The organism is Streptomyces sp. NPDC050263 (assembly GCF_040655955.1).
In the GTDB taxonomy this organism is placed as follows: Bacteria; Actinomycetota; Actinomycetes; order Streptomycetales; family Streptomycetaceae; genus Streptomyces.
This window is the reverse complement of the sequence record NZ_JBFAKW010000095.1, coordinates 19,878-36,678: the sequence shown is the minus strand read 5'-3', so window position 1 is coordinate 36,678 and position 16,801 is coordinate 19,878. Positions and strand designations below refer to the sequence as shown.

Annotated in this window: 13 protein-coding genes; 7 read left to right on the top strand and 6 right to left on the bottom strand. The window is 70.8% G+C overall.

What is annotated here, in order from left to right; translation table 11 throughout:
• Positions 1-90 precede the first annotated feature (90 nt).
• Positions 91-792, bottom strand: coding sequence for a hypothetical protein (locus AB0J04_RS32495; protein ID WP_363172193.1), 702 nt, complete (start codon positions 790-792; stop codon positions 91-93).
• A 178-nt stretch (positions 793-970) separates the two neighbouring features.
• Between AB0J04_RS32495 and AB0J04_RS32490 the strand changes: the two genes are divergently transcribed.
• Together AB0J04_RS32490 and AB0J04_RS32485 are read left to right on the top strand one after the other, a co-directional pair.
• A complete protein-coding gene (locus AB0J04_RS32490; RefSeq protein WP_363172191.1) occupies positions 971-3,583 on the top strand; it encodes a bifunctional FO biosynthesis protein CofGH in 2,613 nt (870 codons plus the stop codon).
• A gap of 124 nt (positions 3,584-3,707) precedes the next feature.
• Positions 3,708-4,295 carry a hypothetical protein gene (locus tag AB0J04_RS32485; RefSeq protein WP_363172190.1) on the top strand — a complete coding sequence of 196 codons (588 nt, stop codon included), beginning with the start codon at positions 3,708-3,710 and terminating at the stop codon, positions 4,293-4,295.
• Positions 4,296-4,306: 11 nt separating this feature from the next.
• Here the strand turns inward: AB0J04_RS32485 and AB0J04_RS32480 are convergent, their stop codons facing one another.
• Positions 4,307-4,840 (bottom strand): DUF2165 domain-containing protein, encoded by a 534-nt coding sequence (locus AB0J04_RS32480; RefSeq protein WP_363172189.1) that lies wholly within the window; start codon positions 4,838-4,840, stop codon positions 4,307-4,309.
• A 129-nt stretch (positions 4,841-4,969) separates the two neighbouring features.
• Between AB0J04_RS32480 and AB0J04_RS32475 the strand changes: the two genes are divergently transcribed.
• Positions 4,970-6,106: an ADP-ribosylglycohydrolase family protein gene (locus AB0J04_RS32475; protein ID WP_363172188.1), complete on the top strand. Its 1,137-nt coding sequence runs from the start codon at positions 4,970-4,972 to the stop codon at positions 6,104-6,106.
• Here AB0J04_RS32475 and AB0J04_RS32470 read toward each other — a convergent pair.
• Both AB0J04_RS32470 and AB0J04_RS32465 read right to left on the bottom strand, forming a co-directional pair.
• Positions 6,096-7,655, bottom strand: a complete 1,560-nt coding sequence (locus AB0J04_RS32470) for a sodium:solute symporter family protein (RefSeq protein ID WP_363172187.1) — start codon at positions 7,653-7,655, stop codon at positions 6,096-6,098. The genes AB0J04_RS32475 and AB0J04_RS32470 overlap by 11 nt on opposite strands.
• 126 nt (positions 7,656-7,781) lie before the next feature.
• Positions 7,782-8,570 carry an SDR family oxidoreductase gene (locus tag AB0J04_RS32465; protein WP_363172186.1) on the bottom strand — a complete coding sequence of 263 codons (789 nt, stop codon included), beginning with the start codon at positions 8,568-8,570 and terminating at the stop codon, positions 7,782-7,784.
• Between the two features lie 91 nt (positions 8,571-8,661).
• Here AB0J04_RS32465 and AB0J04_RS32460 point away from each other — a divergent pair, with 91 nt between their 5' ends.
• Positions 8,662-9,525 carry a hypothetical protein gene (locus tag AB0J04_RS32460; RefSeq protein ID WP_363172185.1) on the top strand — a complete coding sequence of 288 codons (864 nt, stop codon included), beginning with the start codon at positions 8,662-8,664 and terminating at the stop codon, positions 9,523-9,525.
• On the opposite strand, the gene AB0J04_RS32455 is transcribed toward AB0J04_RS32460, so the two are convergent.
• Positions 9,526-11,454, bottom strand: a complete 1,929-nt coding sequence (locus AB0J04_RS32455) for an MFS transporter (protein WP_363172184.1) — start codon at positions 11,452-11,454, stop codon at positions 9,526-9,528.
• Between the two features lie 170 nt (positions 11,455-11,624).
• Positions 11,625-14,141, bottom strand: a complete 2,517-nt coding sequence (locus AB0J04_RS32450; protein WP_363172183.1) for a D-alanyl-D-alanine carboxypeptidase — start codon at positions 14,139-14,141, stop codon at positions 11,625-11,627.
• 239 nt (positions 14,142-14,380) lie between these two features.
• On the opposite strand from AB0J04_RS32450, the gene AB0J04_RS32445 reads away from it, so the two are divergent.
• The 3 genes from AB0J04_RS32445 to AB0J04_RS32435 all read left to right on the top strand — a co-directional run bounded on the left by AB0J04_RS32445 (position 14,381) and on the right by AB0J04_RS32435 (position 16,713).
• A complete protein-coding gene (locus tag AB0J04_RS32445; protein WP_363172182.1) occupies positions 14,381-15,142 on the top strand; it encodes a GPP34 family phosphoprotein in 762 nt (253 codons plus the stop codon).
• Positions 15,143-15,487: 345 nt separating this feature from the next.
• Positions 15,488-16,345 carry a helix-turn-helix transcriptional regulator gene (locus AB0J04_RS32440; RefSeq protein WP_351904905.1) on the top strand — a complete coding sequence of 286 codons (858 nt, stop codon included), beginning with the start codon at positions 15,488-15,490 and terminating at the stop codon, positions 16,343-16,345.
• Between the two features lie 179 nt (positions 16,346-16,524).
• Complete coding sequence (locus AB0J04_RS32435) at positions 16,525-16,713, top strand: DUF397 domain-containing protein (RefSeq protein ID WP_363172181.1); 189 nt, start codon at positions 16,525-16,527, stop codon at positions 16,711-16,713.
• Positions 16,714-16,801: the final 88 nt, after the last annotated feature.

Genomic DNA, 16,801 nt, shown 5'->3' with positions numbered 1-16,801 from the left:
ACGACGGCCCAAACCGCAGACGGACAGAGGCGATGTGACGCCCTCGGCCCTGAACCGGCAACTCGGAGAAGCCCGCTTAACACCAGTCACCTAGGACCCGTTCTTCTTCGTCGACGGTCCGAAGGCGGGCGGCCACAGCTGGTCCCCGGTGGGCTCGTCGTCGCCCTGCTGCCAACCGGGGTCCATGGCGCAGGGCGTGGACGTGCCGCCGATGAAGTAGTCGCGGTCCGCGAACCACTGGAAGGACATGCGCTCGTCGCGGTCCGAGCGCGAGGCGTACAGATCCCAGTAGTCCCCGGAGACGTTCTCGCGGTAGGAGGTGATGTCCCAGCCGGTGTCCTCGAGGTGGTCGCGCAGCCGGCGCAGACCGGGGATCGCCTGCTCGGCGGAGACGTGGTCGAGCGCCCAGCTGTGACTGACGCTGTAGGCGCCGTCGACGGTCTCGTCGGTCAGGCCGCCCCGGTAGCAGTAGCTCGAGCCGACCGTGTTCTCGGTGGAGACCCCGATCTTCTCGACACCGGGCCTGATGGTGCGGGTGAACCCGAGGACGTCGTACGCCTCCCGGGAGCGGTCGACGGTGCGGCTCACCATCTCCTCGGGTGCGACGCGCGGGAAGTCCGACGCGTCCTTCGTCACCACGGCGATCCAGGCGACGAAGGCGAGGACGAGGAGCAGCGGCACGGCGACGAGCACCGCGCAGCCGATGCCGAAGGCCTGTGCGGCGGTGCGGCCGGTCGGGACGGGGGCCGGTGCGGGTGTGGGGGCGGTGGCGGTGGTGATCTCCTCGGGCATGTGGCGACCGTAGGTCGGCCGGGGTGCGCGGGGCATCGGTACGGCTGCGTACGGGGGTTGGGTACGCGTACTCAGAGTGCGCGGAACCGGGTCCGGGCCGGGATCCCGGCTCCGCTGCCGGTCCCGCCCCGAGCCGATCCCGCCCCAAGCTTGGAAAACGTGATCGTATGCTCAAAGGATGACGACTTCCGCGACCTCCGGAACCGGCCCCAGCGAGCGCCCCGGCGCCACCGGCCCGACCGAGAACTCCATGCGGCGTGCCCTCAAACGCGCTCGGGACGGCGTCGCGCTCGACGTCGGCGAGGCGGCCGTCCTGCTCCAGGCGCGCGGCGAGGCGCTGCGGGATCTCGCCGCGTCGGCCGCCCGCGTGCGGGACGTCGGACTGGAGGCCGCGGGTCGCCCCGGGGTCATCACCTACTCGAAGAGCGTCTTCATCCCCCTCACCCGGCTGTGCCGGGACAAGTGCCACTACTGCACGTTCGTCACCGTCCCCGGCAAGCTGCGCCGCGCGGGCCACGGGATGTTCATGTCCCCCGACGAGGTGCTCGACATCGCCCGGCGCGGCGCGGCCCTCGGCTGCAAGGAAGCCCTCATCACCCTCGGCGACAAGCCCGAGGAGCGCTGGCCGGAGGCCCGCGAGTGGCTCGACGCGCACGGCTACGACGACACCATCGCCTACGTCCGCGCCATCTCCATCCGCATCCTGGAGGAGACGGGACTGCTCCCGCACCTCAACCCGGGCGTCATGAGCTGGACGGACTTCCAGCGGCTGAAGCCCGTCGCGCCCAGCATGGGCATGATGCTGGAGACGACCGCCACCCGGCTGTGGTCCGAGCCCGGCGGGCCCCACCACGGCTCCCCGGACAAGGAGCCCGCCGTCCGGCTGCGCGTCCTGGAGGACGCCGGCCGCTCCTCCGTCCCCTTCACCTCCGGGATCCTGATCGGCATCGGCGAGACGTACGAGGAGCGGGCCGACTCCCTCTTCGCGCTGCGCAAGATCTCCCGCGCCTACCACGGCATCCAGGAGCTGATCATCCAGAACTTCCGCGCCAAGCCGGACACCGCGATGCGCGGCATGCCGGACGCGGAGCTGGACGAGCTGGTCGCCACGGTGGCCGTCGCCAGGCACCTCCTCGGGCCGGCCGCCAACATCCAGGCCCCGCCCAATCTCGTCGACAGCGAGTACGAGCGCCTCATCGGCGCCGGCATCGACGACTGGGGCGGGGTCTCCCCGCTCACCATCGACCACGTCAACCCCGAGCGCCCCTGGCCGCAGATCGAGGAACTCGCCGCGAAGTCCGCGGCGGCCGGCTTCGAACTGCAAGAACGGCTCTGCGCGTACCCCGAGTTCGTGCGGCGCGGCGAGCCCTGGCTGGACCCGCGGCTGCTGCCGCACGTCCGCGCGCTGGCCGACCCCGAGACGGGTCTCGCCGTCTCGGACGCCGTCGTCGAGGGCCGCCCGTGGCAGGAGCCGGAGGAGGTCTTCGTCGCGTCCGGCCGCACCGAGCTGCACCGCACCGTCGACACCGACGGCCGCACCTCCGACCGCCGCGACGACTTCGACGAGGTGTACGGCGACTGGGGCGCCCTGCGCGAGGCCGCCGCCCCCGGCATGGCGCCCGAACGCATCGACACCGACGTCCGCCAGGCCCTCGCGACCGCCGCCGACGACCCGACGAAGCTCACCGACGCCGAGGCCCTCGCCCTCCTCCACGCGGACGGCCCGGCCCTCGACGCCCTCACCCGCATCGCCGACGACGTCCGCCGCGCCGCGGTCGGCGACGACGTCACCTACATCGTCACGCGGAACATCAACTTCACCAACGTCTGCTACACGGGCTGCCGGTTCTGCGCCTTCGCGCAGCGCCGCACCGACGCCGACGCCTACACGCTCTCCCTCGACCAGGTCGCCGACCGCGCCCAACAGGCCTGGGAACTGGGCGCGGTGGAGGTCTGCATGCAGGGCGGCATCCACCCCGACCTGCCCGGCACGGCCTACTTCGACATCGCCCGCGCCGTGAAGGCCCGCGTCCCCGGGATGCACGTGCACGCCTTCTCGCCGATGGAGGTCGTCAACGGCGCGACCCGCACCGGGCTGTCGATCCGCGAGTGGCTGACGGCGGCGAAGGAGGCCGGGCTCGACTCCATCCCCGGCACCGCGGCCGAGATCCTCGACGACGAGGTCCGCTGGATCCTCACCAAGGGCAAGCTGCCGACGGCGACCTGGATCGAGGTCGTCAGCACCGCCCACGAGGTCGGGATCCGGTCGTCCTCGACGATGATGTACGGCCACGTCGACCAGCCACGCCACTGGCTCGGCCACCTCCGCACCCTCGCCCGCATCCAGCAACAGACCGGCGGCTTCACGGAGTTCGTCACGCTCCCCTTCATCCACACCAACGCGCCGGTGTACCTGGCGGGCATCTCCCGGCCCGGCCCGACCATGCGCGACAACCGTGCCGTCACGGCGATGGCCCGCCTCCTCCTCCACCCGCACATCCCCAACATCCAGACGAGCTGGGTGAAACTGGGCACGGAGGGCGCGGCGGAGATGCTCCGCTCGGGGGCGAACGACCTGGGCGGCACGCTGATGGAGGAGACGATCTCGCGGATGGCGGGCTCGTCGTACGGCTCCTACAAGTCGGTCAAGGACCTGATCGCCGTGGCGGCGGCGGCGGGTCGCCCGGCCCGACCGCGCACGACGCTGTACGGCGAGGTGCCGGAGGAACGCCGGCGCGCGGCGACGGCCTCGGACGGCCACCTGCCGGAACTGCTCCCGGTACTGGACTGAGGAACCCCTGCGGAACCGGCTGCGGAACGTGTTGCGGAACCGGCTGCGGAACCCTGAGACAGCCGCCTCACAGTACGATGATCGGACCCTTCCTGACCGAGGGGTCCCGTAGCTGAGGAGATGCGTGCCCGTGCCTGCCCGACGGCTTCCCTCCTGGGCCTGGGTCACCGGCCTGACGGCCGGCGCGATCGCCGTGGTCGTCGCCCTGACGGCGCAGGCCGAGAAGGGCCCGCACCCCACGGCGTCCGCGGCCGACCGCCCGAACGCCTCGGCGTCGGCGAGCGCGAAGCCCTCGGCCACGCCGAAGCCGTCGGCGACCCCCAAGGCGGCCAAGGTGCCCGACAGCTCGGGCGCCGGCCGCCGGATCGTCTACTCCCTGGGGCAGCACCGGCTCTGGCTGGTCGACGCGGACGACACGGCCCGCCGCACCATCACGGTCTGGCCCGGCACCGTCGACCCGGTCGTCGGCAGCTACACGGTGTCGCTGCGCAAGGACGCCATCACGGGCTCCGACGGCGTGGCCATCGAGCACGTCGTCTACTTCTCCGCCGTGTCGGGCGTCAACATCGCGTTCTCCAACGCCGTCGACGGCTCCTCCCCGCCCCCGGCCGCCGCCGGCGCGCGGACCGGCGGCATCCGGATGGCCAAGGCGGACGGCACCGCGCTGTGGGCCTTCGGCGAGACGGGGACGAAGGTCAGGGTCGTCGAGTAGCGGGCAGTCGATCAGCCGAGGGGTTCGACCCGCTCCCGGCCGCTCGCCGGCAGGTGGTTGGCGATCAGCACGACCCCGGCGAACAGGAACGCGCGGGTCGCCGCGTCCAGCCCGTTCCAGTCCTCCGACTGCCACATGGCGAACCACTCCCCGCCGATCGCGATGAACCCGGCGCCGAAGAGCAGCATGACCATGAGCAGCCCGTACGTGGACAGCGCCCGCCCCCGTATGTCGTCCCGCCGCGCCCAGAACCACGTCCCGGCGGCCAGGACGACGGCGGCGACGGTCTCCCACGCGATGATCGCGACATAGGCGGCGTCCTGTAACCCCTTGCTCGTCACCGCGCGCCACATCACGTCGTCGTCCTGGAACGTCGTGTCCATCGCCAGCACATGCCGCACGAACTGCTGGTTCGTGCCGAAGTCGGTGATGTTCCCGAAGGCGACGAGCAGCATGTAGAGCGCGACCGTCCCGGTGAGGAGGGTCGCGGCGAGAGGAAGCACACGTGAGGCGTGCGCGATACGTGAGGTGGGGGTGGCGGTCATGCCGGTGTCCGTACCCCACCGGGTCTTCGCCACTCCTCCACAGGACGGCCCGTGCACCGGGCGGGAACAGAGTGGTGTTCGATTACAGTGACGAGCGTCGTACGTACGGACGGTGCCCGGGAGGACTTGGTGGGTGCGACTGCCGGGCCCGTCTGGGGCCGTACCGAACAGCAGGACTTCCGCAGCCGGGTGCGCGGCACACTGCTGGGCGCAGCCGTCGGGGACGCGCTCGGGGCGCCCGTCGACGGGCTGGGCATCGAGGAGATCCGGCAGGCGCACGGCCCCGAGGGCGTCGTGGACCTGGCCCCCGCCTACGGGCGGCGCGGCGCGATCACGCATCTCACCCAGCTCACCCTCTTCACCGTGGACGGCCTGATCCGCGCCCAGGTCCGCCGTGACACGGGCGCCTGGCATCCGCCCACCGACCTGCACCGGGCGTATCTCAGATGGGCGGCGACCCAGCGCGACTGGGGCCCCGACCTGCGCCGCGAGGACGACGGCTGGCTGGCCCACGAGGAGTGGCTGTACGCCCGCCGCGACCCGACGCGGCCCCTGCTCCTGGGCCTGGGCGACGACGTCCTGGGCACCCTGGACGTGCCCAAGAACCCCGGCGCGGCCGGGCCGGAGGTCGTCCCGCGTTCGGTGCCGTTCGGGCTGCTCGTCGGCTGGGAGCCGCAGCTCGTCGCGCAGTTGGCGGTGGAGTGCGCGGCGCAGACCCACGGCCACCCCACGGCGTACTTCTCGGCGGGCGCGTACGCGGTCACCGTGCACGCGCTGGCCCGCGGCGAGAGCCTGGACGGCGCGGTGCAGCGGGCTCTGGCCCATCTGGCCGCCCGACCGGGCCACGAGCCGGTGTCGGAGGCCCTCCAACAGGCGCTGGGCGCGGTACGCCAGGGGCTGCCGGGCCCGGCGCGAGTGGAGGAGCTGGCCGGAGCGGGCACCGCGGAGGCGGTCCTCTCCGCCGCCGTCTACTGCGCCCTGGTCGCGGAGGACGTCCGCCACGGCCTCCGCCTCGCCGTCAACCACGGCGCCCCCTCGGCCTCGACGGCCGCCCTCGCCGGCGGCCTCCTCGGCGCCCTCCACGGCGAAACGGCCCTCCCTCCGGCCTGGCTGGCCGAACTGGAGGGCCGTCCCACGATCCTGGAACTGGCCGACGACTTCGCCATGGAGATGACCCAGGGCCCGGCCCTCCACAACCCGGCGTCCGCCTCCCCGGGCTGGCTGGCCAGATATCCCCGGGGGAGTCAGGTCCGCGCTAGTCCTTGACGGGTACGGCGTCCCGCGGTCCCGGGACCGTCGCAGCCGCGCCCGACGAGTCGTCGTCCGTGTTGATCGTTTCGATGATCGCGAGGCGCTCCGGGGTGTCCTCCGGCTTGAGGAAGCCGACGAGGATGTAGAGGACCAGGGAGACGGCCAGCGGGATCGACACCTGGTACTGGAGCGGGACTCCGCCGTCGACGTTCCAGTTGATCGGGTAGTTGACCAGCCAGAAGGCGAACAGGCCCATCGACCAGCTGACCAGCGCGGCCGTCGGTCCCGAGCGGCGGAACGGGCGCAGCAGACCGAGCATCATCGGGATGGCCATCGGGCCCATCAGACCGGCGACCCACTTGATGACGACCGTGATGATGTCCTTGAACGCGGGGGAGTTGACCTGCGTGGCCGCCGCCATGGACAGGCCGAGGAAGACGACCGTGGTGACGCGGGCCGCGATCAGGCCCGAACGCGCGTCCCACGCCCGTGCCTTGGCCGAGATCACGGGTGCGCAGTCCCGGGTGAAGACGGCCGCGATGGCGTTGGCGTCGGAGGAGCACATGGCCATGGTGTGCGAGAAGAACCCGACGATGACCAGGCCCAACAGCCCGTGCGGCAGCAGCTGTTCGGTCATCAGGCCGTACGAGTCGGAGCCGTCCGGCTTCTTCGCGGTGACCAGCAGCGGTGACATCCACATGGGGAAGAAGAGGACGACCGGCCAGACCAGCCACAGGGCCGCGGACAGCCGGGCCGACCGCTCGGCCTCCTTCGGGGTGGCCGTGGCCATGTACCGCTGGGCCTGGTTGAGCATGCCGCCGTTGTACTCGAAGAGCTTGATGAAGAGGAACGCGAGCAGGAAGACCGTGCCGTAGGGGCCGACCAGCGGCTCGCCGTGGCCCTGCAGCGCCGGTTCGTCCCAGGCGCCGAGGAACCCGATGCCCTTGTCGTTGAGCTTCAGGACGACGGCGACGAACATCGCGACACCGGCCAGCAACTGGATGACGAACTGGCCGAGTTCGGTCAGCGCGTCCGCCCACAGTCCGCCGATGGTGCAGTAGACGGCGGTGATCGCGCCGGTGATGAGGATGCCCTGGTTGAGCGAGATGCCGGTGAAGACGGACAACAGGGTGGCGATCGCCGCCCACTTGGCGCCGACGTCCACGATCTTCAGCAGCATGCCGGACCAGGCCAGCGCCTGCTGCGTCTTGAGGTCGTAGCGGTTCTTCAGGTACTCCAGTGGGGAAGCCACGTGCAGTCGCGAGCGCAGCCGGTTGATGCGCGGCGCGAAGAGCCTGGATCCGATCGCGATGCCGATCGCGATCGGGAAGGACCAGGTGATGAACGACGTGACGCCGTACGTGTAGGCGATGCCGGCGTACCCGGTGAACATCACCGCGCTGTACCCGGACATGTGGTGCGAGATGCCCGAGAGCCACCATGGCATCTTGCCGCCGGCCGTGAAGAAGTCGCTCACGTTGTCCACGCGTTTGTGCGACCAGACGCCGATCGCGACCATGACGCCGAAATAGCCGATGAGCACGGCCCAGTCGAGACCGTTCATGTGCGCCCTCCCAGGGTTCAGCCCGGCGCTCATCGTGGGCGCTACCGCGTGGACACGACAAGTAACCGTCAGGTCAAAGGGAGGTAAAGGAATTCGATATGGTGGTTCGTGTTCAGATACATGAACTCATCGCATCAGCTCCCCCGCGTTGACCAGCAACGATTGTCCGGTGATCGCACGCGCCCGGTCCGACGCCAGGAACACCGCCGCGTCCGCCACATCCCCGTCCGTCGCGAGCTCGGGCAGTGCCATCCGCCCGGCGAGCCGTCCCAGCACCTCCTCCTCCGATACCCCCTCCGTGTGCGCCGTGAACTGGACGTACGCCTGCACCGGCGGCCCCCACATCCACCCCGGCAGCACGGTGTTGACCCGGATCCGGTCCGGCCCCAGCTCCCGCGCCAGCGAGTACATCGCGCTGGTCAGCGCCCCCTTCGACGCCGCGTACGCCGCCTGCCGCACCTGCGAGGGCGCGGCCACCGCCGACTGCGTCCCGATGAACACGACCGACCCGCCCCCGCCCGCCCGCAGCCCCGCCAGGCACGCCCGGGTCATCCGCAGGCTCCCCAGCAGGTTCACGTCGATCACCGACTGCCAGGTCGTGAAGTCGGCGTCCGCCAGCCCGCCGAAGTAGGAGTCCCAGGCCGCCACCTGGACCACCGCGTCGATCCCCCCGAACCGCTCCAGCGCCAGCGCGGCCAGCGCCTCGCACTGGCCCTCGTCGGTGATGTCCGTGGCCCGGTACGCCGTACTCGCCCCCGCCGGGTCGATCTCGGCCGCGCTCTTGGCGAGATGCGCCTCGGTGCGCGCCCCCAGCACGGCGTTCCCGCCGTCCCGCACGACCGCGGCCGCGATTCGGTGACCGAGCCCGGCCCCGACCCCCGACACGACGACCGTCTTGCCCGCGAGCAGTGACATCGATGACCTCCCGACTCTGGCGTCTTATCTGACGGGGCGTCAGAGTAGGGGCCGGTGCAGGAGGACGGAAGAGGACGGAAGGGGACGACCCATGAGCGACGGGACCCGCAGCGGGACCCCCAGCGAGACCCGCAGTGAGACGTACGCCGAGCTGGCCGCCGTCGGCCCCTACGGGGTCAGCCCCGGACACGCCCTGATCACCATGGTCGAGCCGCATCCCGGCCACGAGTACGCCTACAACCGCTGGTACGAGGACGACCACTACTACGCCGGCGCGATGGCCATGCCCTGGATGTTCGCGGGTCGGCGATGGGTGGCGACCCGCGATCTCCAACTGCTGCGGCAGCCGGAGAAGTCGGCGATCGCCCAGCCCGTCACCGCGGGCTGCTATCTCTCCACCTACTGGATCACCGACGGCCGCTACGACGACCACATGCGGTGGACGGTCGCCATCAACAAGCGCCTCAACCGGGACGCGCGGGTCTACCAGGACCGCACCCACGTCTTCACGGCCTTCCAGGACCACGAGGCGACCGTCTACCGGGACGGCGCGGCCGGACCGAGGGACTTCCACGCCCTCGACCACCTCTACGCCGGCCTGGTGCTCGAGGTGATCGACGCCGAGAGCCCGGAGCAGCGCGCCGAACTCCTGGAGTGGCTGCGCGCCCGCCACCTCCCCAAGCGGCTGGCCGGCTCCCCGACGGCCATGGTCACCGTCTTCCGCCCCACCCCCCTCCCCGGCGACCGCATGACCTACGTCAAGCAGGTCGAGGGCGTCGACACCCGCCTGACCCTCCTGTGGTTCCTGGAGACCGACCCGAGGGACTGCTGGGACCCACACTTCACCGGCCTGGGGGAGGCGGTGACGGAGTCGGGCCTGGGACGGGTGGAACTGGTCGCACCCTTCGTCCCGACGGTCCCGGGCACCGACCGCTATGTGACCGACCTGCGCTGATCACGGCTGCTTGAGCTCGTCCGGACACGGAGTTCCCCGCGGCAGCTGGTAGGGCGCGGCGAGCCGGTACGTCCCCGCCTTCGGCGCGAGCAGCATCGTCCACTTGTCGCCCTCCGCGTCCTCCTCCGTCTCGAACAGGCATCCGTTGACGTTGTCGTACGTCTTCGGCTCGCCCTCCGCCCGGTCCTTGGACGCGTCCGTCTCCTGCGGCGGCTTCAGGCTCTTGCCCTGCGCGTCGACGACGCTCAGCCACGGCGAGTACGGGATGCGGATCAGGATCCGCCCCGCCTTGCGCACCGTGATCGTCATCTCGCCCTGCTCGGCCCGCTGCACGACCGCGTTCGGCTCCGCGAGCGGGGCGGGATCGGTGACCTTGAACAGCTGCCAGTTGGCGTCGCCCCAGATCTGCTCCAGATACGGCAGCCCTCGCTGCACCAGTTCCCGCTCCCGCTCGCCGCCGTCCCCGTCCAGCGCTTCCTTCGGGACGACGACGAAGTGCACGGCCCACCGCTGGAGCCACTCGTGGTAGTTCGCGGAGTTGAGCGTGTCGTCGTAGAAGAGCGGGTTGCGCTCCATGTCGGCCTGGCGGTTCCAGCCGCGGGCGAGGTTGACGTACGGCGCGAGCGCGGACGCCTCCCGGTGCGAACGGGCCGGCACGACCTCCACCCGCCCCTTCTCCGCGCCGACCTCCTGCAACTCGTTGACCAGCGGCGCCAGCTCACGCGCCCAGGAGGCCGCCGGGGTCGTCCGCACGACGTCGTCGACCGACTTGAAGCCGATCCAGCCCACGAACCCGACGAACGCCACGACGATCGTGTACCACTTGCGGCTGCGCGGCACGGCGAACGGCAGCGCGGCCATCAGCACCACACCCGTGTACAGCATCGCCAGCCGGGTGATGTTGGAGCCGATCTGCGAGCTGATCAGCCACACCAGCAGCACCCCGAGCCCGTACACGGCCGCGGTGATCCGCACGGTCTTCCAGTCGCGCGGGACGACGTAGTAGACGACCGCCGCCGACATCAGCGGCAGCGACGCCGAGCCGAAGGCCATCGGCTGGGTGCCGGAGAACGGGAACAGCCAGGCGGAGACGGCGACGACGGCCGTCGGGGCCAGCCCCAGCGCCCACGCGCCCGGCCGCCGCTTCTGGAGGAACAGCGCGACGGCGACGATGCCCACGAAGAGCCCGGCCACCGGCGAGCCCATCGTGGCGAGCGCGGCGAGCGGCGCCGCGCAGGCGGCCTTCCAGTACCGGTGATAGCGCCAGCTGTGCGGCCAGCAGAAGACGATGGCGACCGCGCCCAGCGCGAACAGGTTGCCGAGCCCGTACGTGACCCGCCCGGACGCCGCGTTGCACAGCAGCGCGAAGACCCCCGCCAGCGCCGGCCACACGGGGTTCCTCACCGGTCGGCAGCGCAGCAGGACGAGGGTGAGGAGCCCCGCCGAGAGCGTCCCGGCGATCATCATCGTCGTCCGGACGCCGAGCACGGACATCAGATACGGCGACACCATGCTGTACGACACCGGGTGCATGCCGCCGTACCAGGCGAGGTTGTACGCGGAGTCGGGGTGCCGGCCGACGAACTCGGCCCACGCGTCCTGCGCGGCCAGGTCGCCGCCACTGTTCGCGAAAGTGAAGAACCAGACGAGGTGCAGGACGCCGGACAGCGCCGTCATGGACAGTACGAGGTGCCGGCGGAGCCGACCGCCGAGACGGTCGAGAGCGGAGCGCAGGCGGGACGGCCCACCCTCGGTGGCGGCGGCCTCCGGGGCGGGCCCCTGCTCGACGTCTACCACCGGGTCACGGCTGCCACGGTCGGGGTCGTCGCGGTCGTGCTCGCCGGACTGGGGTGCGGGCACCCTCGCCCGCGGGCCGGCGTCCGGGCCCGGACCGGTGTCGTCGGCGCGTGTCGGCTCCGCAGTGGCCACCTGAAGGCACTCCCCGTGTCCCGTCTTCCGCTCTCGGTCGCGTCCTGTTCGCGTCCGCTTCACGACTGCGCCCTTGCGACCGGCGACCTGTCCCGTTTCGCGACGCTAGCACGCACCCCGCCGGGCGGCTGCCCGACGGGGTGACGGAGGCTGCGTGCGAGGGACGAGGGTCAGCCGATGCGTGTCAGCTTGTCCGTGAAGCCCGGCTCGACCAGGTCCGCCTGGAGGGCGACCGGCACCTTGACCGCGGTGCTGGAGCCGTCCCCGACGGTGAGCGTGCCCACCTGGGTGCCGGCCTTCGCGGTGTGCGGGACCTCGCCGGAGGCGAAGGACAGCTTCACCGTCAGCCCGGCCCAGCCGACCGCCGGGACGTCCTTGGTGACGACGACCGGCGTGTGGTGGCCCAGCTTGTCGTCCACGTACCCGACGACATCGCCCTTCTTCACGATCTTCGCCGAGGTGAGCGCGTCCTGGGCGGCGAGCAGCGCGGTCTTGCTGACCGCGTTGACCGTGGCGAGGATCTTCTGCTTGTGCTGGCCGAGGACGGCGCCGACGATGGTCACCGACCGTCCGTCGACCTCCTTGCGGGAGGCGAAGAGCAGGTTGCCGCCGGCCGCGGTGGTGCTGCCGGTCTTGATGCCGATCGCGCCGATCAGGTACGGCAGCTCGTTGTAGTTGTTCCAGTACTTGCCGGACGGGTCGGTCCAGCTGGCTGCGCTGGAGATCGAGACCAGGGCCGGCACCTGCACGAACGCACGGCCCAGCTTCACCTGGTCCTCGGCCGTGGAGACGGTGGTCTCCTTCAGGCCCGAGGGGTCGGTGTACGTCGTGTTCGTCATCCCCAGTTCCTTGGCGGTGGCGTTCATCTTCTTCACGAACGCCGCCTCCGAACCCGCGTCCCAGCGCGCGAGCAGCCGCGCGATGTTGTTGGCGGAGGGGATCAGGACGGCCGAAAGGGCCTGCTTCTCGGTGAGCTTGTCGCCGGCCTTGACGGTGTTGAGCGTCGACTCGTCGCCGGAGACGTCGTAGCCGCCCTCCTTCTCCGCCGTCGCGTCGACCTCGATCTCCGGACCTTCCTCCCCGGTCTTCATCGGGTGGTCCTTGAGGATGATGTACGCGGTCATCGTCTTGGCAACCGAGCCGATGGCCACGGGCGACTGCTCGCCGAAGCTGCCCATCGTGCCGACGCCGTCGATGTCCATCCAGCCCTGGCCCTCGCTCGGCCAGGGCAGCTGCGTCTTGCCGCCGTCGAAGGTGTACGAGTCCTTCGCGGTGAGCGTCAGGCCGGTCGCCGGCAGCGGTCGGACGGCCTGCGCGATCGCAAACACGACCAGCAGCAGGATGACCAGCGGCGTCCAGATCTTGACCCGCCGGCCGAGCGTGCGCATCGGGGTCGGCGGGGGCGGCGGGGTGTTCGTCAGCTCGGCCAGCAGGTCCAGCGGCGGCTTCGGCGGCAGCGGCTGCTGCGTGGTCCGCTCGGGACCGACCTGCGGGACGAGCGCGGTGACGTCCTGCTTCGGCGGCCGGGGCTCGTCGAGCGGCTTGAGCGCGACGAACCGGCTGGTCCGCTCGGCGGGGGCGGCCTCGGCCGCCGCCTCGGGCTCGGGCTCGGCCTGCGTCTCGTCCTTGTCCGGCTCGGGCTTGGTGGCGTCGCCCAGCTTGAGCATGGTGGTCGGCTGGTCGACGGCGGGCCTGGGCCGGGGGGCCTTGAAGACGGCGGTGGGCTGGTCGACGGGGGATGCGTCGGCTTCCTCGGCGTCGGCCGCCTCGGCCTTGTCGGCCTTGTCGGGGTCCGAGGCCCACTTCGGCGCGGGCTTGGAGGCCGGCTTGGCCTCGGCCTCGGCGACGCTCTCGGAACGTTCCTCCACGTCGGCGTCGGCGTCGGCGGTCTCGCCGTCCTCGGCGTCGGCGTGGGTCTCGGCGTCGGCGTGGGTCTCGGCGTCGATGGCGTCGTCGTCCGCCGGCTCGTCCCCGGAGGTCTGCTCGTCCGCCGAGACCACCCACTGGGCCACAGCCGCCCGCAGACGCTCGTCACCGCCCCCGGAGGCGCCCGCGGGGCCCTCGGGGGCGCTCGCGGCCTCCTCGGGGCCCTCAGGGCCGTCCTGGGCGGCCTCCGCGGCCTCCTCGGCGATCTCGCCGCTCCGGCCGCCCTCCACGGCGTCCTCGACCCCGTCGGGCTCCTCGGCGCTCTCCGCGTCGGTCTCCGCGACGCTCTCGGCGTCCTGGCCGTCTTCGGCGTCGTCGTCGGTGCGCTCGGGCTCCTCGGCGGCCTCGGCCCCGGCCTCCGCGACGCTCTCGGCGGTCTCGCCGTCCTCGGCGTCCGTCGCCGGGGGCTCCTCGGCCTCGGTCTCCGCGGTGTCCTTGCCGCGCCCGCCGTCGGTCTCGCCGGTCCCCGCGGGCTCCTCCGTCGGCTCGGCGGCCTCGGGGGTCTCCTCGGGCTCCTCCGGGTCCTCCGGGGTCTCGGTCTTCAGGTCCCGTACCGAGAACACTCGCGTCGCCGTGTCCACGCCGCCGCGCGACGCGGACGGCTCGGCCTCCCGCGCCACCGCGACTCGCGGGTCGCGGACTTCGCGGACGCCGCCGGAATCGCGGGATTCACGTGCTTCGGGAACCGTGCCCGCGCTCCCCGACGTCGGTTCTGCCGACGACTCGCGCTGCTTCGACCTGTCGGGGGACTCGCCCGCCACCGATGCCTCCTCCTTGTGCCGCACGCCCACCGCGTGCGCCTGCCGAACCGTGAACAGCCCCGCCCCGGACCGCATTACAGCGTGTCCGAACCGTCTACCAGTGTCCTGTGTAGAGGGCTTGGCTCCTGAGGTAGACGAGAACGACATACCTACTGGTTCCACTACAAACAGGTCACGCACCCTCGACAGACCAATGTGAGAGGGGTCACCCTGTCATTCATCCACGCGGGGAGGCATGGATGGGCAGGAGCCGCAGAACACTTCCGGAAGAGCTTTTGCTTCTGGCGTTGGACCCGACCACGGGTACCACCGCACAGCCGCAATCGCTCGACCTCGGTCTGGCCGGAGCGCAGCTAGTGGAGCTCGCGCTGGCCGGACGGATAGCCCCTGACGGGGATCGTATCGCCGTGGTGGCACCACGGCCGACTGGAGATCCGACATTGGACTGCGCGTTGGAGTTGCTGCGAAGGCGTGGCGCTCCGGTGCGTGCCGTCCACTGGATCGGCGGGCCGCGCCTTGGGCTGCGCCAGACCTACCTCTCGCATCTGGAGCGGTGCGGCATGGTGCATGCCGTGGCGGGCCAGATGTGCGGAGTCTTGCCGACGACTCGCTATCAGGCGACGGACAACGAGATCAGCCGGGAGATCAAGGCCCGGCTGGACTCCGCGATCCGCACCGGCGTACCGCCGGACCCGCGGACCGCCGCGCTCGCCGCACTGGCGCACGCGGTCGGACTCGGCAAGCACCTGTATCCGGGGAACGAGGGACGCTCGTCCCGCTCCCGGCTGCGGGACCTGATCAGGCACGACCCGATGGGCGGCCTCGTGGCGCACGCCGTGATGGACGTCCAGAACGGTGCGGCGGCACAGCCGCGCCGCAACCAGGCAGCACCCCCCGGCCGACAGGCCGGACCGGGCGCCGCCAGGCCCGCTCCGGAGCCAGCCCGTGGCGTTCCGGCGCAGCCGCGCCGCGGTCCCATGGCGCGTGTCGTGGCTCACTGAGCCGCAGTCCCACGACACCGCGCACGAAGACCGCGAACAAAGCAACGACAACGCAGCAATGCGATAGCGCAACAACGCAACAACGCAAGACCCGTTCGGGAGCCGCCGCGGCCCGCGCGGGGCGATGGGACGTCACTGACCCGTCGCCCCGCGCGGACGCATGTCGGCAGTCCGGGCAGACCCCGCGGCCCTGGCCGAAAGCCTGTCGGGGGACTGACCCGAACTGGCGTGTACCGGCCGCATATCCACCGTTTTCCAGCGGTAGAAAGCACCTTGGTGGCAGTCTGCTCAACAGCAGATACGCAAAGTGTCAGTTACAGGCACGCAGCCGGAGGTGCACGTCCCGTGGCGTCCAATGTCAATCCCACTGTCAGGCGACGCCGGCTGGGCCAGGAGCTGCGTCGGCTCCGTGAGCTCAAGGGCATGACGGCCGAAGAGGTCGCCGAGCGCCTGCTGGTGTCGCAGTCGAAGATCAGCCGGCTGGAGAACGGCCGGCGCAGCATCAGCCAGCGCGACGTCCGCGACCTGTGCGGGGTGTACGAGGTCGAGGACCAGCGGATGGTCGACTCGCTGATGGAGATGGCCAAGGACTCCCGCCAGCAGGGCTGGTGGCATGCCTTCGGCGATGTCCCGTACAGCGTCTACATCGGCCTGGAGACGGACGCGGCGAGCCTGCGCGTGTACGACCCGCAGGTCGTGCCCGGGCTGCTGCAGACCCGTCAGTACGCGGAGGCGCTGATCTCGGGCGCGCTGCCGGAGACCGCGCACACGGAGATCGAGAAGCGTGTGCAGGTGCGCATGCGTCGGCAGGAACGTGTCTCCTCCGGTGAGAACCCGCTCAGGTTGTGGAGCGTCATGGACGAGTCCGCGCTCCGGAGAGTCGTCGGCAGCCGTGAGTTGATGCGGGAGCAGCTGGAACACCTCGTCGAGCAGTCGCAGTTGCCGCATGTCACCGTGCAGGTGATCCCGTTCGACATGGGTGCGCATCCGGGCCTCAACGGCCAGTACGCGATCCTGGAGTTCCCGGACACGGCCGACTCCAGCGTCGTCTACATCGAGGGCGTCACCAGCGATCTCTACCTGGAGAAACCGAACGACGTGCAGAAGTACAGCGTGATGTACGAGCATCTGCGCGCGCAGGCGCTGAACGTGGATCAGTCCCGCCAGTTCATCGCCGACATCGCCAAGAAGTACGTGCCCTGAGCGAGAAGTGCCGCATGATAACCCCTCACCCGGTCAGAATGGAAGTTTCCATGGGGATATGTCATCCGGTCGAGTGAATAGTCGCTTCGTCAGTCGATGTTGGCGAGTAGCGTCGATCACGCCATCGAGCAACAAGGTTGGCGCGAACCGCAACTCAACAACTGCACTCCGGAGCAAAAATGGCAATTCGTCAGGGCAGCGCGCACACGTGGACCAAGTCCTCGTACTCCACGGGCAACGGTGCGTGCGTCGAGGTCAAGTCGCCGGTACAGGCCCTGGTCGTCCGGGACTCCAAGGTTCAGGACGGTCCGACGCTCGCCTTCCCCGCCGAGGCGTGGAGCGACTTCGTGGCATCGGTCAAGTCATAGGGGGCCGGTTACCGGAACAACTGCATAAGAACCGCTCACGGGCCCTCTCGTCCAGATCGCCGTCCTAGCCGAGAGGGCTCGGTGCTGT